This window comes from Shinella agrisoli, from assembly GCF_046557955.1.
GTDB lineage: Bacteria > Pseudomonadota > Alphaproteobacteria > Rhizobiales > Rhizobiaceae > Shinella.
The window spans coordinates 310429-328603 of sequence record NZ_JBJIEP010000005.1; the positions used below are offsets into that span (position 1 = coordinate 310429).

Below are 18175 nucleotides of genomic sequence, written 5' to 3' on the forward strand. Positions count from 1 at the left end.
CACCCTCCATCTTCATCCTCGCACAAGTTTGAACGCCTAGGCTCGATGGCACGATCAGGAAGATTGTGCGCCTTTCGCAGGGCGCGGCGTCCGAGGAGACAGGTCAGCGGTGTTGTCAGGTAAGAGTGTTTCTACGAGCGAACGTCGAAGCGGCCCGCGGGTATCCCGGCGGGCTTCGCCCGCGTTTGTCCGGGACGTCGCAAGACAGGGGCGCGCGGCATGAGCGTCCATCTCGCCCGCTACCTGAAGGATTTCGGCGCGCCCAAGCGTGTGCAGGCACCCGCCTTCCAGCCGCAGGGCTTTGCCCGGGAGGAGGGCGCGGCTGCGGCCGAACCTTTCGTGCTGCCCCCCGCCGTGCCGGCGGTGGATGTGGAGGCAGAACGGGCCGCGGCCTTCGCCGAGGGCCGGGCGGAAGCCGAGGCGGAGCTTTCCGCCCGGCACGAGGCCGAGCTTGCCGGCCTGAAGGAAGCGCACCGGGCCGAGCTTGACGCCCTGAAGGCGCGCTACGAGCAGGACTATGCGGCCGCTCTCGCCGAGCGCTTCTCCGCGCTGACGGGCGAAGTCGCCGACCATGTCGCCGCGCAGGCCGCGCAGGTCCTGGCCCCGGTCATGAACCAGGTCCTCACGAAGGGGGCGGTCGCCGATCTCGCGCGCATGATCGCCGAAGGGCTGCAGGACGGCGAGGGCATCACGATCACGGTGCGGGGGCCGCTGAACCTCTTCGAGCAGTTGAAGTCACACTTCGAGGAGCCCGCTCCGGTCTTCCGGCATGTCGAGGTGCAGGATGTCGATCTGACGGTTGAATTCGGCGATGCCGTCCTGGTAACGCGGATGGCGGCCTGGGCTGACACCGTGCGCAAGGTGCTTGCATGAGCGAAGGCGAAAATCACCACCACGGCAAGAACGAGATCATCATCGTCAAGCGCCATGGCGACCATGACGGCGACCACCATGCCGCCGCCTGGAAGATCGCCTATGCCGACTTCATGACGGCGATGATGGCGTTCTTTCTCGTGATGTGGCTCGTCAATGCCGCCAACGAGGAAACGAAGGCCTCCGTCGCCTCCTATTTCAATCCGATCAAGCTCACGGACGAAAAACCCGCCGACAGGTCCTTGAAGAAGCCCGCCAACAGCAAGGAAGGCGAGGCGGCGCAGGACAAGTCCAAGGAGCAGGGGCAGCAGCAGGCAAGCGGCAACGGCGCGGAAAAGGGACAGGATCAAAACACGACGGCCGGCGAGGAGACGCAGTATTCCGAGGCGGACTTCTTCGACAATCCCTATTCCGTCCTCTCCGAGATCGCGCAGGAAGTCGGCCAGCAGGCGAATGTGAGCGCCAAGGGCGAGGGCGGCGCCGCCAATTCCGGCCCCGCCACCGGCGCCAGTGGCGGCGAGGCCTATCGCGACCCGTTCGATCCCGATTTCTGGACGCAGCAGGTGGAAATCTCCGAAGCGACCGATGCCGGAAGCGAAGCCAAGCCGCAGGACGGCAAGTCCGGCCAGCAGATCGCGGCGGTCGATGCCGACCGGACGGTGGAGGAAGCGCTGGCCAAGGCGGACGTGGAGGCCGCGGCGAAGAAAGCGCAGGAAGAGAAGGCCGAAGCGGACAAGGCTGCCGCCGAAGCGGCAAGGGCCGGCGATGAAAAGCAGGCGGACGAGCTGAAAAAGCAGATCGCGCAGGAGATCGGCACGTTGGGCAGGCTCGCCGAGGGCCTGACGGTCACCCCCGCGGAGGGGGGCCTTCTCGTCAGTCTCACCGACCAGCTCGACACGCCCATGTTCAACATCGGCTCGGCGGTGCCGCGGCAGGAAATGGTGCTCGCCATGGAGAAGATCGGCAAGATCCTGAAGGGCCGGCCCGGCGCGATCGCCATTCGCGGCCACACGGACGGCCGTCCCTTCGCCGGCGGCAAGAACGACAACTGGCGCCTTTCCATGGACCGGGCGCAGAGCGCCTACTACATGCTGGTGCGCGGCGGTCTCGAAGAAAAGCGCGTGAGCCAGGTGACCGGTTTCGCCGACCGCCGCCTGAAGGTGCCGGACGATCCGATGGCGGACGCCAACCGGCGCATCGAAATCCTCATCCAGGCCGAGGGCGGCTGAAACGATGGGTTTCCTTCGGCGCCTCCTTCTGACGGGTACGGTCTTCTGCGCGACGCTTCCGGTCATCGCATCCGCTCGTGCCGCAAGTCCCGATGATCTCGCGCCCTACAAGATGATCCGGTCTTTGCAGTTCGTGCAGGACACGGTGGTGCTCGGCGATCATTCCGCGATGGAAATGCAGCGCTTCCTGCTGACCACGATCGACGAGCGGCTGCGCACGGCAGACCCTTCCCTATTCGACGACCCGCGCAACGTGGATGCCGCGCTCGTCTACGCGATGAGCGGCGGCAATCCCGAGACGCTGGAGCTCCTGATCAAGAAGGACATTGCCGGCCATTTCGATTCCCGCCTCACCGATGCTTTGCGCAGCTATCTCGGCGGGCGGGGCAGCCAGAGCGTGAAGTCGCTCGCGGAGATATTCCCGGAGTACAAGCGCTCGCGCGTCGGGCCCTATCTCGCGCTCGTCTCGGCCAATTCGGTCATCCGAAAGGACCCCAAGCTGGCGCTCAGCTATTTCGACTGGGCGCGCCTCGTCGCGCCCGGCACGATCGTCGAGGAGGCGGCGCTGCGCCGCTCCATCCACGTTGCGGGCGAAGCGGGCTGGATCGACAGGAGCATGACCTATGCGAACCGCTACGCGCGCCGCTACCTGCGTTCGCCCTATGCAAGCCAGTTCGCCGATCTTTTCGTGAAGCTCGCCGTCGATCATTTCGATGCCCTCAAGGAGGAGGACATCCTCGAAGTCCTCTCCTTCATGGACGTGCCGCGCCAGCGGGAGGTCTATCTGCGCATGGCGCGGCTGGCGGCGATCTCCGGCAAGAACAAGCTTGCCTCGCTTGCCGCCGAACGCGCCCAGATTCTCTCGGGCGACGACGAGAGCGTTCCGAAGGCGCTGGCGGAGCTCTATTCCGGGCTTGCCTCCGTACCATCGGGTGACGTGGCGGCGGCGATGGAAACGATCGTCGCCATTCCGGACGACAAGCTTTCCGTCAAGGACCGGGCGCTGAAGGCGGCTGCCCGCGCGGTGGCGGAGGAGGTCCTGCGCATGCCGCAAGCCTCTGCGAAGCAGGAGGCCAAGGTGCCTGCGGAGGCGGAAACCATCTCCCACGAAGGGCCCGACGAGGCCGAAACGGCGGATCGGGCGATGGACCCGCAAGCGGAAGGCGGAGAAACGCCCGTGGCCGTCGCCGAGCCGGAGCAGGAAGGCAAAAAGCGGCCGGAAAATGCGGGCACCGACCCCGCATTCGAAAATTTCTTATCGAGCGGCCGGTCCAAGCTCGGCGAGATCGATGCGCTCTTGGAAGGAGAAGGCAGTTGAGTACTATCGGCAGCGGGATTTTAGGCGTCTTGCAGGGGCAGGCGCCGTCCAAGGGCAAGGCCGGGCAAGGCAAGACCGCCGACCCTTCCGCAAAGGGCGATTTCGCCATCACCATCGCCAACCTCCACGCCAAGGATGAGGAAGGCGGCCGCAAGGGCGGGCGCATTTCGATCTCCGGCAACGGGCGCGGAGAGCTCGATGCCGGACAGGCGGGCGGCACGCAGGCGAAAACCATCCGCCGGGACATGCCGGCCGACGTGCTTCGTGAGGCGGGCGGCGAGGTCCCCGAGGGCGAGATTCCCTTCGATGTCGCCTCGCTCGCCGATTCCGTCGGCCGCCCGGATCGAAAGACGCATTCCGAGAAGCGCGAAAGTGCCAAGGCAGGTGCGCAGAAGGCCGGGGAACTGGCGGCTAAGGACGATGGGGACGGTGCCGCACCGGACAAGGCGGCAACCGACAGAACGGATGTCGGCAACCTTCTCGAATTGCTGGCCGCTCCCACGACGCCTCATGCGGTCATCGACGGTTCCACCGCCAAGGCCGTTGTGCAGGACGTCAGGGTGCAGCCGGGCGGCAAGGCATCCGCCAAGGCGGACATCCAGGCTGCCAAGGCCGGCGCCAGCGTGGAGGTGCCCCATCTCGTCGACGCCGGCGATGCCGGCGACGTGCCGCAGTCGGATACCGACCAGCTCTTCCGTCTGATCCGGGCGGACGGCAAGGGGCGCGAGCTCGACATGAGCATCACGGGGGCGGGGGATCGTGCGACCTTCCGCGACGCCAGCCCCACCGGTCCGCAGGGTGAGACGGTCACCGTGGTCGATGCGCGCCGCTACATCGGTCTGGCGCAGACCGGCAATGCAGCCGCCGTGACGACCGCGATCACGCAGGATCCGGAATGGACGGCCTCCCTCAGCGCCACCGGCAGCCTGACCCACTCCGAGGCGGCGGCGACCGGCAAGGTCGTCAACACGCTGAAGATCCAGATGCACCCGATCGAACTCGGCCTGGTGACGGCGACGCTGCGCCTTCACGGCGACGACCTCGTCGTCTCGCTGCAGGTGGAGACGGGCGAGGCCTATCGCCAGCTTACCGACGACCAGGATGCCATCGTGCGGGCGCTGCGGGGCCAGGGTTTTGCCGTGGACCAGGTCAGCGTGCAGCTTGCGCCGGCGGACCGCGGCGCGAGCGCGCAGGGCGATGGGCAGGGCCAGCAATCGCAACAGCAGCAATTCTCCAGCCAGCCGCAGGCCCGCGAGGGCGGAAACGGCCGCGAGCGTGGCGGAGAGCAGGGTACGGGCACCTTCGGACGCGAGGAAAGGACTCATGAAGGCACTATGTCGGAAACCGCTTCTGGCCTTGCTGGCGGCCAGTCTGTGCGCTCTGGCGGCGTCTATATCTGATGCCGAAGCGTCCGTCGGCGCTTGCGAGCGGGAAATCCTGGCGGCAGCCGCCAAGTACGACATCCCGGCGGGCATCCTCTATTCCGTCGGCCTCACCGAGACCGGCCGCAAGGGATCGCTCCAGCCCTATGCCTTGAACATCGAGGGCAAGGCCTATTTCGGCACGAGCCGGGAGGATGCGCTCCAGACGTTTCAGGCGGCCCGTGCCCGGGGGGCCAGGCTGATCGACCTTGGCTGCATGCAGATCAACCACCACTTCCACGGCGACCAGTTCGCCTCGCCGGCCGAGATGTTCGATCCGCGCAGGAACGTCGAATATGCGGCCGCGTTCCTGGCGCGCCTGCACGCCCGGCACGAGACCTGGACGATGGCCGTCGCACGCTATCACGCCGGACCGAACAACGACCCGGCGCAGAAGCGCTACGTCTGCCGGGTGATCGCGAACCTGGTGGCGACCGGCTATGGCAGCTGGACGCCTAACGCGAAACAGTTCTGCCGATAATTCGACTAAAAGTTGAATTTTCTGCCTCGCAGAAGCCTGTGCCGCAATGTGGCAAGAATGCGCCACGTTTTGGGATGGCAAGGCAGGTCGTTAACCTTTGTTAACTTTTCCACCGTAAAATTGTGGCAAATTTTGCAAGGACCTACTATATCTAGACCAAATCGGCACGCAATTCTTAATCAACTGTTAAAACCCGCCAATTAATTCCTCTAGTTGCCGGTGATTCGCCCGATTCGTACCACTGCCTAAACGAGGCACTACACTGATTCGGAGGCGGACGAATGATCGTAGTGGTTGATGAGCGCGAGCTCGTTAAAGACGGCTATACTTCTCTTTTCGGTCGCGAGGGCGTGCCCTCGACGGGGTTCGATCCCCGGGAATTCGGCGAGTGGGTGAATACCGCAGCCGATTCCGACATCGACGCGGTCGAGGCATTCGTGATCGGTCAGGGGCAGCTCTCGATGGAGCTGCCGCGGGCGATCCGGGATCGCTCCCAGGCCCCGGTGATCGCGGTCAGCGATACCCCCTCCCTCGAAACCACGCTCGCGCTTTTCGACAGCGGCGTCGACGACGTCGTGCGCAAGCCGGTTCATCCCCGTGAGATCCTGGCCCGTGCGGCGGCCATCCGGCGCCGCTTGAAGGCGCTCGCCAACCACACCGACATCGGCCCGATCCGCGTCTTTTCCGACGGCCGCGATCCGGAAATCAACGGCGAGGTCTTTCCCCTGCCGCGCCGCGAGCGCCGCATCCTCGAATATTTGGTCGCCAACCGCGGCCGCCGGCTTTCCAAGACCCAGATTTTCAACGCGATCTACGGCATCTTCGATGAAGACGTCGAGGAGAATGTCGTCGAAAGCCACATCAGCAAGCTGCGCAAGAAGCTGCGCAAGAAGCTCGGTTTCGATCCGATCGATTCCAAGCGCTTCCTTGGCTACTGCATCGACTGGCAGGGCTGAAACATGATCGCTGGCTGGCGGGGAGGCGGACCCCGGCAGCCAGCTTCACGCAAGGCCCGTCCCATAGGGTCGCAGCGACAGACGAACGGGGAAATCACATGAGCCTTTATGGTACGATGAGAACGGGTGTTTCCGGCATGAACGCGCAGGCCAACCGCCTGAGCACGGTGGCCGACAACATCGCCAACGCGAACACGACGGGCTACAAGAAGGCTTCGACCCAGTTCTCCTCGCTGATCCTGCCCACCACCGGCGGCGCGTACAATTCGGGCGGCGTGACGACGGATGTGCGTTACTCCATCTCCGCGCAGGGCACCTTCACCTACACGAACTCCTCGACGGACCTCGCCATCAACGGCAAGGGCTTCTTCATCGTGCAGGGCACGGACGGCCAGGAATACTTGACGCGCGCCGGCGCCTTCACCGTCATGGATGACGGCACGCTGAAGAACTCTGCCGGCTTCACGCTGCTGGGCTATCCCTATTCGTCCACGGAAGATCCGACGATCGTCATCAACGGCTTTGCAGGCCTCGAGGAGATCAACCTCGCGTCCGGCGAACTGAGCGTAAAGGCATCTGAAAGCGGTTACCTTCACGTCAACCTGCCGTCGAACGAGGCGCATCCGTATACGAAGTCGACGTCGCTGGTCGCCTATGACAGCCTCGGCAACACGCGCAAGCTGGACTTCAACTATTCGACGACGGCAACGCCGGGCCAGTGGGACCTGAGCGTAACCTATACCGATCCGGATACCGGAGACGTATACGACATGCTCGCCAGCCCGCCCACCGTCATCACGCCGCCGGCCACCGCCACGACCGAGACGCTCGATTTCGACACGGACGGCAGGCTCGTCTCGCCGACGGACATCGTCACGAGCGGCATGCCCATCGGGGGCGCGGTGCTCAATTCCCTGGAAATCTCCATCGGCGGCGACACCGGTGGTTCGACGCAGCTTGCGGCCTCCTTCGCGGCGAAGGGCGACATCGACGGCATCGGCCCGAGCGGCGTGACCGGTTACGAGATCAGCGACGACGGTATCGTCTATCTGAAATACGAGAACGGCGACATCGCGCCAAAGTATCGTATCGCCATGGCGAATGTGCAGAGCCCGGACAACCTCAAGCCGCTTGCCGGCAACGTCTACGCGCAGAGCCCCGATTCCGGCGTCGTCGTCATGGGCTATGCCGGCAATGGCGGCTACGGCAGCATCATTTCCGGCGCGCTGGAAGATTCCAATGTCGACATCGCCGAGGAGCTGACGAGCATGATCGAATCGCAGCGCAATTACACGGCGAACTCGAAGGTCTTCCAGACCGGCTCGGAACTTATGGAAGTCCTCGTCAACCTCAAGAGATAAGGCGGCCTGAACCCCGCGCGCATTCGAGAGTTAGGTAGAACCGATGTCGCTTTCAGCAGCAATGAAGACTGCTCAGTCCAGTTTCTCCAACGTAGGCCTGCAATCGGCCGTCGCGTCGAAGAACATTGCCAATGCAAGCAACCCGGCCTATGCCCGCCGTGCGGCGATCCTCGCCACGGCGACCTCCGGCGCCACGGTGGTCGAAACGCAGCGGGCCCAGAACGAAGCCCTGCTGAAGCAGAACCTGCTCTCGATCTCCAAGGCGTCCGGACAGGATACGCTGCTTGCCGGCCTCACGCAGATGAAGATGATGCTCGGCGGCGAGGACTACGAGCTCGCCCCGTCCACCTATCTCGCCAAGCTTCGCGACAACCTGCAGACCTTCGCCGACAAGCCGAACGAGGTTTCGCTCGCCGAGACGGTCGTCTCGGATGCGATCGACGTCGCCAATTCGCTGAACAGCACCTCGCTCGCGCTGCAGAAGATGCGCGCCGAGGCGGATGCGGACATCAATACGGCGGTGACCGAGCTCAACCGCCTGCTCAAGGAATTCAAGACCTATAACGACCAGATCAAGCAGGGGACGGCCGCGGGTGCCGACGTCAACGACGCGCTCGACCAGCGCGACAAGCTGCTGACCGAAATTTCGGCGATCGTGGGCGTCACCACGGTGACCCGCACGAACAACGACCTTGCGCTCTACACCAGCGACGGCACGGTACTCTTCGAGACGGTGGCGCGCAGCGTGACGTTCGCACCGACGACGACCTACACGGCCGCGGTCGACGGCAACCAGGTGCTGATCGACGGCGTGCCGGTCCAGGCCGGCACGGGCGGCAACACCAGCGCGCGCGGCTCGATAGCCGCGCTCCTGCAACTGCGCGACCACACCGCGCCGACCTTCCAGGCCCAGCTCGACGAGATTTCCCGCGGCCTCATCAACATGTTCTCCGAGAACACCGCCGGCAGCGCGGCGGACGGGCTTTTCGTCCGCAACGGCATGGCCGTCGGTGTCGATCTCGGCAGCGACGCCGTCGTTCCCGGCTTGGCAGCCGTGATAAAGGTGAATCCCAAGGTGATCACCGGCACGGCGATTCCGCCGAGCGACGTCGGCAATGCCATGCGTTTGCGCGATGGCATAAACGAAGACTTCAACCTTAACGACGACGCTAGCTTTTCGGCGCTCCTGAACAGTTATGCATCAGCTTTCGAAGCGACGGCGACCTACGATCCGGCTACCGGAATCGATACGTCGACGAGTATCCTCGCCTTCAGCACGGCCTCGGTCGGCTGGCTGGAGGAGATCCGCAGCGCGGCGACGACGGCCGGCGACGACAAGAACGCGCTGCTCGCCCGCACGCAGGAAGCGCTCCAGAACGTGACGGCCGTCAGCCTCGACGAGGAACTCGCGCTGCTCCTCGACCTCGAACAGTCCTACAAGGCGTCGGCGAAACTCGTGGCGGCGATCGATGAGATGATCACCGCTCTTCTTCAAGCGGCGGGCTAAGTCATGAAGACTTCTTTCGTTTCCAACATGTCCCTTCAGAATGCGATGCGGCTCACCGTGGCCAAGGCGCAGACGGAGATGTTGCAGCTCCAGGAGGAGACGGTCACGGGCCGCCATGCGGATGTCGGCGCCGTGCTGGGCGCCAAGACCGCGCGCACGCTGAACCTGCACCGCGACCTCCAGCGCATGGAATCGCTGAAGAGCACCAACGCGCTGACGACCCAGCGGCTTGCGGCCTCGCAGGAGGCTCTCGGCCAGATGTCGACGGCGGCGAACGACGCGATGGAGGTGCTGATCGCGCTTTCCGGCATCACGTCGGCCGATCAGCTGGCGCTCGCGCAGAAGAATATCGGCAACGCGCTTTCGACCTTCACGGCCGCGGCCAACTCCTCCTTCAGCGGGGAATATCTCTTCGCCGGCATCAATTCCGATGTGATGCCGTTCAAGGACTATTTCCAGGAATCGCCGGTCTCGGATGCCAAGGCTGCCTTCGACGATGCGTTCCTGACGCATTTCGGCTTCTCGCAGGCCGACGCGGCCGTCGCCAACATCACGCCCGCCCAGATGCAGAGCTTCATCGGCAGCCTCGAGGCGGGCTTCATGGGGCCGGACTGGCAGGCGAACTGGTCGAATGCCTCGGACGAGAACATGCAGAGCCGCATCAGCGCTTCCGAAACTGTCCAGAGCTCGACCAACACCAATACGGACGGCATGCGCTACATGGCGCTCGGCCTCGTGCTCGGCCAGGAACTGCTGGCCCTCGGCGTTTCCGAGGCCACCCGCAAGACGGTCAGCGACGCGGCCATCGACTATATGGGCCGCGCCATTTCCGGCATCGACGGGGAACGCTCGAAGCTCGGCATTTCCGAATCGCGCGTGACGCAGGCCAATGTCTCGCTCAATGCCCAGATCACCATCCTGAGCACCAGCATCAAGGACATGGAGGGTATCGATACCTACGAGGCGGCGACGCGTGTCACCACGCTCGAATCGCAGCTTTCACTCGCCTACACGCTGACGTCGAGGATCCAGAATCTCAGTCTCTTGAACTACCTCTGATGAACCAGAGGGTACGGACACACATGAAGGATGTCTGAATGTACCAGTTTTCATATGCCGAGATCATGGAGGAGGGCGTTGCCGTCTCGAAGGATCGGGAACGGCAGGTCCTCGAACGGTCGATTGCGCTCCTGAAGGCGGCGATGACGTCCGAGGGCGGAAACTTCGGCAAGGAGACGGTGGAAGCCGTCTATTTCACCCGCCGGGTATGGATCCGCTTCATCGAAGACCTCGGAAATCCGGAAAACCAGCTCGATGACGAGCTTCGGGCCAATCTCATCTCTATCGCCATCTGGATCCTCAAGGAGATCGAAAAGATCCGCAAACGCGAATCCACGAATTTCCAGGGCATCATCGACATCACCACCATCATCAAGGATGGCATCAAATGAAAAGTACGCTGCGTATATCGCTGAAGTCCGGTGAGCGCATTTTCGTCAACGGGGCGGTCCTCAGGGTCGATCGCAAGGTGGCGATCGAGTTCCTCAACGACGTGACCTTCCTTCTGGAAAACCATGTCCTGCAGCCGGAACAGGCGACCACGCCGCTCCGCCAGCTCTATTTCATCGCGCAGATGTCGCTGATCAATCCGGAAGGCGCGGAGCAGTCGATCGCCATGTTCCGCAAGTCGGTCATCATGCTGCTTTCGTGCTTCAAGAACGAGGAAGTGCTGGCCGAGCTGAAGCGCGTCGACGCCCTCGTCACGCAGGGCCGCGCCTTCGAGGCGCTGAAGGCGATCCGCGCCCTCTACCCGATCGAGGACCGCATCCTCAACAACCAGGAACTGGCTCCGGCTACTGTCGAGCAGATCCGCAGGGAGATCGCACCATGGTAGACACTGTCGGCTCTTCGACCTCCTCCGGCTACGTGCCCACCGTGACGGGCGCCGATTCGACGACCGACTCGAAGTCCGCGACCCTGAACTACGAGAGCTTCCTCAAGCTGCTCGTGGCGCAGATGAAGAACCAGGACCCGACCGAGCCGATGGACGCGACCCAGCAGATGGCGCAGCTTGCGACCTTCTCCCAGGTGGAGCAGACCATCAAGACGAACAAGAACCTGGAAAGCCTGCTCCAGCGCACTTCGCTCCAGGAGGCCAATTCCGTCATCGGCCGCACCGTGACCAGCGACGACGGCAAGATTTCTGGCGTCGTCAAGGAAGTCACGCTATACAACGACGGTATCGTAGCGACGCTTGAGTCGGGCGAGAAGATCGTCGTCGGACCGGGCGTAACCGTGAAGTGAACCCTATCCCGTGAATGAGGCAGACGCCCTCGACATAGCGCAGGCAGCCATCTGGACGGTCATCGTGGCCTCCGGCCCTGCCGTGCTTGCCGCGATGATCGTCGGCGTCGCCATCGCCTTCGTTCAGGCGCTGACCCAAGTGCAGGAAATGACCCTCACCTTCGTGCCGAAGATCCTCGCGATCTTCGTGACGATCGCCATCTCGGCCCCCTTCATCGGCGCGCAGATCTCCATTTTCACCAATCTCGTGTTTTCCCGGATAGAGTCGGGATTCTAGAGCCACCCTCGCGCAAGCTTCGCCCTGTAGGCCATCGGGGTGAAATGGCGACGCGTGTGGCGCGCCGCCGCCTCTCATGACGAGACGGGACGCATTCAGATGGCGCAAGTACCGGCAATCAACCTTCCGAAGGTAAGCCCCAGCGGCCGCGATATCGCGTTCGCCGTGGGCATCCTGACGATCCTGTCGATCCTCTTCCTGCCGATCCCGCCGTTCCTGATCGACATCGGGCTCGCCTTCTCCATCGCCTTCTCGGTGCTCATCCTCATGGTCGCGCTGTGGATCCAGCGCCCGCTCGACTTCTCGTCCTTCCCGACCGTCCTGCTCATCGCTACGATGATCCGCCTTGCGCTCAACATCGCGACGACGCGCGTCATCCTCTCCCACGGCAACGAGGGCCACGACGCGGCGGGCGGGGTCATCGCGGGCTTTGCCAGCCTGGTCATGTCCGGCGATTTCGTCATCGGCATCATCGTCTTCATGATCCTGATCGTGGTGAACTTCATCGTCATCACCAAGGGCGCGACGCGTATCGCGGAAGTCGGCGCACGCTTCACCCTCGACGCGATCCCCGGCAAGCAGATGTCGATCGACGCCGACCTTTCCGCCGGCCTCATCGACGAGAAGCAGGCGCAGCTTCGCCGCCGCGAACTGGAGGAGGAGAGCTCCTTCTTCGGTTCGATGGACGGTGCGTCGAAGTTCGTGCGCGGCGATGCGATCGCCGGCCTCATCATCACCGCCATCAACGTCTTCGGCGGCATCATCATCGGCTATTTCCGCCATGACATGGAGCTTGCGGAAGCGGCCGACGTCTTCGTGAAGCTGTCGGTGGGCGACGGTCTCGTCTCGCAGATCCCGGCCCTCATCGTCTCGCTCGCCGCCGGTCTCATCGTCTCGCGCGGCGGCACCGCAGGTTCCACCGACCAGGCCGTCGTCAACCAGCTCTCCGGCTACCCGCGCGCGCTTCTCGTCGCCGCCGGCCTGATGATGCTGCTTGCCGTCATGCCGGGCCTGCCCTTCTTCCCCTTCATGGTGCTCGGCGGCATCATGGCCTTCGGCAGCTGGATCATCCCGCGCCGCATCGAGGAGGAGAACCGCCTCAAGCGCGAGCAGGAGGCCCAACAGGTCCAGGCCTCGCGCGAACAGGAGAAGGATTCGGTCAAGTCGGTGCTGAAAACCGCCGAGATCGAGCTTCTTCTCGGCAAGCAGGTTTCCACGCGCCTCCTCGGCGCGCACCAGGAGCTGGCTTTCCGCGTCGGCAAGATGCGCAAGAAATTCGCCGCGCAGTACGGTTTCGTCGTGCCGGAAATCAAGGTCTCCGACGACATCACCATCCCCGACAAGTCCTACCAGATCCGCATCCACGGCACGACGATCGCCTCCAACGTCGTGCGTGTCGGCGAAGTGCTCGTCGTCACCGGCGGCGGGCGCAAGCCGAGCGTGCCGGGCGACGACATCCGCGAGCCCGCCTTCGGCATGCCGGCCGTCTCGATCCTCGAGACCTTCGCGGACGACCTGCGCCGCGAAGGCTTCCACCCGATCGACAATGTCTCCGTCGTGCTGACGCACCTTTCCGAAGTCATCCGCAACAACCTGCCCCAGCTTCTGTCCTACAAGGACGTGAAGGTGCTGATCGAGCGGCTCGACCCCGAATACCGCAAGCTTGCCGACGAGATCTGCTCCTCGCACATGTCCTATTCCGGCCTGCAGGCCGTGCTGAAGCTGCTGCTTGCCGAGCGCGTCTCCATCCGCAACCTGCATCTGATCCTCGAAGCGGTCGCCGAGCTTGCCCCGCATGTCCGCAAGACCGAGCAGATCGTCGAGCATGTGCGCATCCGCATGGCGCAGCAGATCTGCGGCGACCTCACCGACAATGGCGTGCTGCCCGTGCTGCGTCTCGGCAACAAGTGGGACATGGTCTTCCACCAGGCCCTCAAGCGCGATTCCAAGGGCGAGATCGTCGAGTTCGACATCGATCCGCGCCAGCTCGAAGAGTTTTCCGAACAGGCGACGCGGGTTATCCGCGAGTTTCTCGATCGCGGCACGCCCTTTGTGCTGGTCACGTCGCCCGAATCCCGCTCTTATGTGCGCATGATCATCGAGCGCCTGTTCGCCACATTGCCGGTCCTCTCGCATGTCGAGCTCGCCAAGGGCATCGAGATCAAGATTCTCGGCTCGATTTCATGATCACGGACCCGCAGGGCACGGTGCTGGCGCTGTTCGCTGCCTTCTGCCGTGTCGGCGGGTGCTTCATGCTGCTGCCGGGGTTCTCCTCCGCGCGCCTTTCCATGCAGATACGCCTGTTCCTCGCGGTGGCGATCTCCATGGCGATCCTGCCGATCCTGTGGGACACGATCTATCCGCGCACGTCCGGCTCGCTCGACGGATACCTTTCGCTGATCGTCTTCGAGACGCTGACGGGAGCGGTGATCGGTCTCATCGCACGCTACTACGTGCTCGGCCTGCAGTTCGCCGGCACGGTGCTGACCATGATGATGGGCTTCAACGCGCCGCCGACCCCCGACGTTCTGGAAGACACGCCCGAGAACCAGCTGACGAACCTCATCTCCTTTACCGGCCTGCTGGTGCTCTTCATGCTGGATTTCCATCACGTCCTCATGCGGGCGCTGGTGGAGTCCTACAACGTCATGCCGCTCGGCGCGGGCTTCAATCCGCAGAGCGCGCTGATCACGCTGACGGATACGCTGAGCCAGACCTTCATGATCATGCTGAGGCTGGCGAGCCCCTTCATCCTCTACGGCCTCGTGTTCAACGTCTCCATCGGCCTCGTCAACAAGCTCGCCCCGCAGATTCCGATCTACTTCGTCTCGCTGCCTTTCATCATAATGGGCGGCATGATCCTGCTGTATTTCGGCATTTCCTCGCTGCTCGAGATTTTCGCCGCCGGCTTCCTGCCGGTCTTCCGGGGGGAATAGGATGGCGCAGAACCGTTCGGACAAGCTGAAACGCCTGGTCACCGTCCAGCGCCATCTCGAAAAGATGGCGGAGATCGACCTTGCCAACACGACCCGGCAGCGGCAGGAGGTGGCGGAGACGATGGATGTGGTCGTCGACGCGATCAACTCGCTCGATCCGGTGCACCGCAGCTTCTCGCGCCACTATTCCGGCCAATACAGCAAGCTGCAGCAGCAGGAGCAGATGCTGGTCAACGTGCAGCAGATGCACGAGATGCGCGTGGTGCGCGAGCGCACCAAGGGCGACCGCATGGAAGACCGCATGAAGGAGGCCCGCAGCGCCGAAGAGCGCGAGGTGGCGGACAATTCGATCTACGACCTCATCGACCAGCACATCGCCTACAAGGCGGGCGACGAGTAGCTTATCCACCCCAAGCCTCTCGTCAGGCTTGCGTCGGAATGGATTTGGCGTGCGATGCCGTCACCGCTTCGTCATCCGCCACCAGCCTCCCGTAAGGTTGAGCGGCGATAGTCGCCCCAGGACGATGACGAGGTCCGCCGAGGCAGCCGCGAACCGGCGCAGGCGGAGCGGATGTCCGGAATGGTCATGAGGCCGGCGAACCGCCATGAGGACGGGACCGGTCTTGAGGATCACCTGAAAGGCTCTGAGACGTGGCAATTTCTCCCCCCAGCGACCTGGTGCTCGATGTCGTGCGCGCCGCCGACCCGGCCCAGGTTCAGGAAGCGCAAGCCAAGCTGAAATCGAACCGCGCCAGCTTCGAGGCGACCAGCCTTGCCGAAGCGGGTGCAGGGTTCCAGGCTGCCGTCGGTATTCTCAACCGCGATACGGCCGCCACCCAGGCCGCCGAAGGCATCAAGGCCGCAGGCGGGAAATCCGTCCCGGAACACCTGCGCAAGTTCGAATCGATGGTGCTGCAGAATTTCGTGAAGTCGATGATGCCGACCGAGAGCGAGGAAATCTACGGCAAGGGCACGGCCGGCGAGATGTGGCGCAGCATGATGGCCGATCAGCTCGGCGAGGCGCTCGCTAAGGGCGGCGGCATCGGCATTGCCGAAAGCCTCGCCGGCAAGAGCGGCATCACCACGGATCCGAAGGAGAAGGATGTCGACCGCGTCGCAGCCGGCATGGTGCAGGCGCTGCAACGGCAGGCCTTTGCCGACCTGATCCCGGGCATCAAGCAAGACGACAAGAAAGCATAAGCGGAGACCAACAAAATGGAACAGGCTACCAACGAACTGCGGATCCGCACCGTCCTCGGCCGGCTCGAGACGATCATCGACAACGAGAACGACAATATCGGCAGCGATCCCCACTTCGACCTGCCGACCTCGAACGCCCACAAGAGCCGCTGCCTCTACGAACTGGCGATGCTGTCGCGCGACGTGCGGCCGGACGAGGTCCCGCCGGCCTTCTCGACGCAGCTCGGCCGCGTGCGGGAAAAGCTCGCCACCAATGCGCAGCGCGTTTCGGCCCACCTGGAAGCCGTCCGCGAGGTCGTCAGCATCCTGAAGAACGCCGTGCAGGACCTGGAGGCTGACGGTACCTATTCGCAGGAACAGTTCCGCCTGGGTTACGGGACATGATCAAGCTCATCGGCACAGGCGTCTGGATTCTCGCGATCACGCTCGCCTCGGTCTATTTCTCGCTGAAGATGGCGTCGGCGCCCAAGGTGGATGCCGACGCCGCCGAACGCGAGGCGGCCATGGAGTTCGTCAGCGGTTACACGACCACCGTGCCGGTGATCGGGGAGGGGGGCGTCAACGGCTACCTGCTGACCAGGCTCGCCTACAAGGCGAACAGGGATCTGGCGGCAAGGCAGGTCGTGCCGCTGCCGCAGCTGATCACCGACGAGCTCTACACGCTCCTCGTCGGCAAGAAGATGATCGACGTGGCGAACACCGGCAGCTTCGACATCGAGGCTTTCCGGGGCGTCGTGAAGGAGGGGCTGAACCGGCGCTTCGGTGCGGAGGTCATCGCCGAGGTCTATGTCGAGCAGATCGACTATCTGACGACCGCCTCGGTGCGCGATCCCGCGCCAAGGCGCGGCGTCACGCTTCTCAAGGGTGAGGTTCCGGCCGCCGAGCCGGCGGAGAAGAGCGGCGGGCACTGAAGCCCATCCCCTGAAAAGGGATTATCAACAAGGGCCGGTCGCTAGAGCGAGCCGGCCTTTGCCGCTACGGCCGTGCCGCCGCGCGAAGCCGTCATGCCCGAAAGCTTGTAGCGCAGGACATGATAAAGGAAGAGCGGAGCGGCGAGGTTGGGCTGGCGCATGAACCGGTCGAGCCATCCGAGGCGGCGCTTGCCGGCGCCGCGCGGCGCCCGGTGCGTCCCATAGGTGAGCGCATCGAACAGGCCGCCGACGCTCAGCACCAGCCGCGCATGGCCGGGGCCGACATGCCGGTCGATCCACTTTTCCTGTGCCGGGCTGCCCATCGCGACAAGCAGGATGTCGATATTCGCGGCGCGCACGCGCTCCATGATCGCGTCGGATCGCGCCGGGTCGAAGGCGCCGTCGGCGATCGGCAGGATGTCGTGCCAGGGCGTATGGCGGCGCAGCTCTTCTGCCGCTCCCATCAGGGCCACATGCTGCCCGCCGATCAATGCAACGCGCATCGGCTTGGAAATGTGGGTCAGCAGCGCGGGAACGAAGGTCATGCCGCTCAGGTTCGCCGGGAACTTCCGGCCGTGGAGCAGCCGGGAGGCGAGATCGATGCCCGCGCCGTCCGGCAGGACGATCTGGCGTTCCAGCACGGCCCGGTATTCCGGGTCCCGCATCATCCGGTTGGCGCTGCCCGCATTGAGGAAGGCGATGACGCTCTGCCCGAACGGCATGGTCGCCATCTCCTCGGCAAGGGCGAAGGCATCCGCCCAGCCGAGATCGCAGACCGGCAGGCCGAGAATGTCCCGCTGCGAAGCGGCGATGTTGCCCGACACGAGGGTCATGGCACGGTTCCTCCCGTAGCGACTGGGGCCTCCACCGGGATCGCACGCGCCGCGCGGTCGCCGTTTTCGGCAGTATCCGTGCGATCCGGCGTCATGATGCTCCCGTAAGGCTGGTACAGCGCTCGGTTTAGCAAGTTCGGCTGAAAGGCCGTTTAAGGATTTCCTGAAAAGGCCGACGGCGGCATTCATGCATTGCTAACCATATTGGTCGGCATGTTGAAAGATATTGATATTTTTCAAGATATTCCGCGGCGTGCGGCTGAAATTCCGGCGTCCATCACGCAAGAGGGAACAGATGGCCGGTTGCATTGCGGCGCGCCCTTGTTCTCTCATCGATGACAGGAAAGCGCCTCGCGGGGGATTTCATTTCGCTCTTCCGGCGCGGACCGCTTGAAATTATGCGTTTTCGACAGCATAGGGCGTTAGGAGGCCATCCCGCCGATCAGCAGCCCCACTAGAGTGGGCGCATTCATTCAGGGAGAGAAATGTGACCACCATTATCGATGGGAAGCAGGTTGCCGCTTCCGTGATTGACGCCGTGAAGTCCGCGACCGTCGCCCTGGAGAAG

Annotated in this window: 20 protein-coding genes; 19 read left to right on the forward strand and 1 reads right to left on the reverse strand. The window is 63.8% G+C overall.

Going from position 1 to position 18175, the window contains the following annotated elements; genetic code table 11:
• Positions 1-219: 219 nt before the first annotated feature.
• From ACIIOY_RS07265 to ACIIOY_RS07355, 19 genes are all read left to right on the forward strand, one after another.
• A complete protein-coding gene (locus tag ACIIOY_RS07265) occupies positions 220-873 on the forward strand; it encodes a hypothetical protein (protein WP_411033960.1) in 654 nt (217 codons plus the stop codon).
• Positions 870-2102, forward strand: a complete 1233-nt coding sequence (locus ACIIOY_RS07270; protein ID WP_411033961.1) for a MotB family protein — start codon at positions 870-872, stop codon at positions 2100-2102. Before ACIIOY_RS07265 ends, ACIIOY_RS07270 begins: the two co-directional genes overlap by 4 nt.
• Positions 2103-2106: 4 nt before the next feature.
• Positions 2107-3420 (forward strand): chemotaxis protein MotC, encoded by a 1314-nt coding sequence (gene motC / locus ACIIOY_RS07275; protein ID WP_411033962.1) that lies wholly within the window; start codon positions 2107-2109, stop codon positions 3418-3420.
• Positions 3417-4820: a flagellar hook-length control protein FliK gene (gene fliK / locus ACIIOY_RS07280; protein ID WP_411033963.1), complete on the forward strand. Its 1404-nt coding sequence runs from the start codon at positions 3417-3419 to the stop codon at positions 4818-4820. The genes motC and fliK overlap by 4 nt, the downstream gene beginning before the upstream one ends.
• Positions 4744-5322 carry a transglycosylase SLT domain-containing protein gene (locus ACIIOY_RS07285; protein ID WP_411033964.1) on the forward strand — a complete coding sequence of 193 codons (579 nt, stop codon included), beginning with the start codon at positions 4744-4746 and terminating at the stop codon, positions 5320-5322. The genes fliK and ACIIOY_RS07285 overlap by 77 nt, the downstream gene beginning before the upstream one ends.
• A gap of 281 nt (positions 5323-5603) precedes the next feature.
• The gene (gene rem, locus ACIIOY_RS07290) at positions 5604-6278 is read left to right on the forward strand and encodes a transcriptional activator Rem (protein WP_411033965.1); all 675 of its coding nucleotides are present in this window, start codon (positions 5604-5606) and stop codon (positions 6276-6278) included.
• Positions 6279-6376: 98 nt separating this feature from the next.
• Positions 6377-7639, forward strand: a complete 1263-nt coding sequence (locus ACIIOY_RS07295) for a flagellar hook protein FlgE (RefSeq protein WP_411033966.1) — start codon at positions 6377-6379, stop codon at positions 7637-7639.
• Positions 7640-7682: 43 nt separating this feature from the next.
• Positions 7683-9146 carry a flagellar hook-associated protein FlgK gene (gene flgK / locus ACIIOY_RS07300; RefSeq protein WP_411033967.1) on the forward strand — a complete coding sequence of 488 codons (1464 nt, stop codon included), beginning with the start codon at positions 7683-7685 and terminating at the stop codon, positions 9144-9146.
• 3 nt (positions 9147-9149) lie between these two features.
• Positions 9150-10205, forward strand: a complete 1056-nt coding sequence (locus tag ACIIOY_RS07305) for a flagellar hook-associated family protein (RefSeq protein ID WP_411033968.1) — start codon at positions 9150-9152, stop codon at positions 10203-10205.
• 38 nt (positions 10206-10243) lie between these two features.
• Positions 10244-10597, forward strand: coding sequence for a flagellar biosynthesis regulator FlaF (gene flaF, locus ACIIOY_RS07310; RefSeq protein WP_411033969.1), 354 nt, complete (start codon positions 10244-10246; stop codon positions 10595-10597).
• Complete coding sequence (gene flbT / locus ACIIOY_RS07315; protein ID WP_411033970.1) at positions 10594-11040, forward strand: flagellar biosynthesis repressor FlbT; 447 nt, start codon at positions 10594-10596, stop codon at positions 11038-11040. Before flaF ends, flbT begins: the two co-directional genes overlap by 4 nt.
• On the forward strand, positions 11034-11450 hold the full coding sequence (flgD, locus tag ACIIOY_RS07320) for a flagellar hook assembly protein FlgD (protein WP_411033971.1): 417 nt from the start codon (positions 11034-11036) through the stop codon (positions 11448-11450). Before flbT ends, flgD begins: the two co-directional genes overlap by 7 nt.
• Positions 11451-11460: 10 nt before the next feature.
• Positions 11461-11727 carry a flagellar biosynthesis protein FliQ gene (fliQ, locus tag ACIIOY_RS07325; protein ID WP_411033972.1) on the forward strand — a complete coding sequence of 89 codons (267 nt, stop codon included), beginning with the start codon at positions 11461-11463 and terminating at the stop codon, positions 11725-11727.
• Between the two features lie 99 nt (positions 11728-11826).
• Positions 11827-13914: a flagellar biosynthesis protein FlhA gene (flhA, locus tag ACIIOY_RS07330; protein WP_411033973.1), complete on the forward strand. Its 2088-nt coding sequence runs from the start codon at positions 11827-11829 to the stop codon at positions 13912-13914.
• Positions 13911-14663, forward strand: a complete 753-nt coding sequence (gene fliR / locus ACIIOY_RS07335; protein ID WP_411033974.1) for a flagellar biosynthetic protein FliR — start codon at positions 13911-13913, stop codon at positions 14661-14663. The genes flhA and fliR overlap by 4 nt, the downstream gene beginning before the upstream one ends.
• Before the next feature lies 1 nt (position 14664).
• Positions 14665-15063: a hypothetical protein gene (locus ACIIOY_RS07340; protein ID WP_411033975.1), complete on the forward strand. Its 399-nt coding sequence runs from the start codon at positions 14665-14667 to the stop codon at positions 15061-15063.
• Positions 15064-15314: 251 nt separating this feature from the next.
• Positions 15315-15863: a rod-binding protein gene (locus tag ACIIOY_RS07345; protein ID WP_411033976.1), complete on the forward strand. Its 549-nt coding sequence runs from the start codon at positions 15315-15317 to the stop codon at positions 15861-15863.
• A gap of 15 nt (positions 15864-15878) precedes the next feature.
• On the forward strand, positions 15879-16247 hold the full coding sequence (locus ACIIOY_RS07350; RefSeq protein ID WP_411033977.1) for a hypothetical protein: 369 nt from the start codon (positions 15879-15881) through the stop codon (positions 16245-16247).
• Complete coding sequence (locus ACIIOY_RS07355; RefSeq protein WP_411033978.1) at positions 16244-16774, forward strand: hypothetical protein; 531 nt, start codon at positions 16244-16246, stop codon at positions 16772-16774. Before ACIIOY_RS07350 ends, ACIIOY_RS07355 begins: the two co-directional genes overlap by 4 nt.
• A 41-nt stretch (positions 16775-16815) precedes the next feature.
• Here the strand turns inward: ACIIOY_RS07355 and ACIIOY_RS07360 are convergent, their stop codons facing one another.
• Entirely contained in the window at positions 16816-17607 is a 792-nt protein-coding gene (locus ACIIOY_RS07360) for a WecB/TagA/CpsF family glycosyltransferase (protein WP_411033979.1), read from the reverse strand.
• Positions 17608-18175 lie beyond the last annotated feature (568 nt).

Coding starts and splice junctions, on each gene's coding strand:
- ACIIOY_RS07295 (WP_411033966.1), top strand. CDS start 6,377: ATGAGCCTTTATGGTACGATGAGAACGGGTGTTTCCGGCATGAACGCG.
- ACIIOY_RS07355 (WP_411033978.1), top strand. CDS start 16,244: ATGATCAAGCTCATCGGCACAGGCGTCTGGATTCTCGCGATCACGCTC.
- ACIIOY_RS07360 (WP_411033979.1), bottom strand. CDS start 17,607: ATGACCCTCGTGTCGGGCAACATCGCCGCTTCGCAGCGGGACATTCTC.
- ACIIOY_RS07285 (WP_411033964.1), top strand. CDS start 4,744: ATGAAGGCACTATGTCGGAAACCGCTTCTGGCCTTGCTGGCGGCCAGT.
- ACIIOY_RS07265 (WP_411033960.1), top strand. CDS start 220: ATGAGCGTCCATCTCGCCCGCTACCTGAAGGATTTCGGCGCGCCCAAG.
- flgD (WP_411033971.1), top strand. CDS start 11,034: ATGGTAGACACTGTCGGCTCTTCGACCTCCTCCGGCTACGTGCCCACC.
- flhA (WP_411033973.1), top strand. CDS start 11,827: ATGGCGCAAGTACCGGCAATCAACCTTCCGAAGGTAAGCCCCAGCGGC.
- flgK (WP_411033967.1), top strand. CDS start 7,683: ATGTCGCTTTCAGCAGCAATGAAGACTGCTCAGTCCAGTTTCTCCAAC.
- ACIIOY_RS07270 (WP_411033961.1), top strand. CDS start 870: ATGAGCGAAGGCGAAAATCACCACCACGGCAAGAACGAGATCATCATC.
- fliR (WP_411033974.1), top strand. CDS start 13,911: ATGATCACGGACCCGCAGGGCACGGTGCTGGCGCTGTTCGCTGCCTTC.
- flbT (WP_411033970.1), top strand. CDS start 10,594: ATGAAAAGTACGCTGCGTATATCGCTGAAGTCCGGTGAGCGCATTTTC.
- ACIIOY_RS07305 (WP_411033968.1), top strand. CDS start 9,150: ATGAAGACTTCTTTCGTTTCCAACATGTCCCTTCAGAATGCGATGCGG.
- rem (WP_411033965.1), top strand. CDS start 5,604: ATGATCGTAGTGGTTGATGAGCGCGAGCTCGTTAAAGACGGCTATACT.
- ACIIOY_RS07340 (WP_411033975.1), top strand. CDS start 14,665: ATGGCGCAGAACCGTTCGGACAAGCTGAAACGCCTGGTCACCGTCCAG.
- flaF (WP_411033969.1), top strand. CDS start 10,244: ATGTACCAGTTTTCATATGCCGAGATCATGGAGGAGGGCGTTGCCGTC.
- ACIIOY_RS07350 (WP_411033977.1), top strand. CDS start 15,879: ATGGAACAGGCTACCAACGAACTGCGGATCCGCACCGTCCTCGGCCGG.
- motC (WP_411033962.1), top strand. CDS start 2,107: ATGGGTTTCCTTCGGCGCCTCCTTCTGACGGGTACGGTCTTCTGCGCG.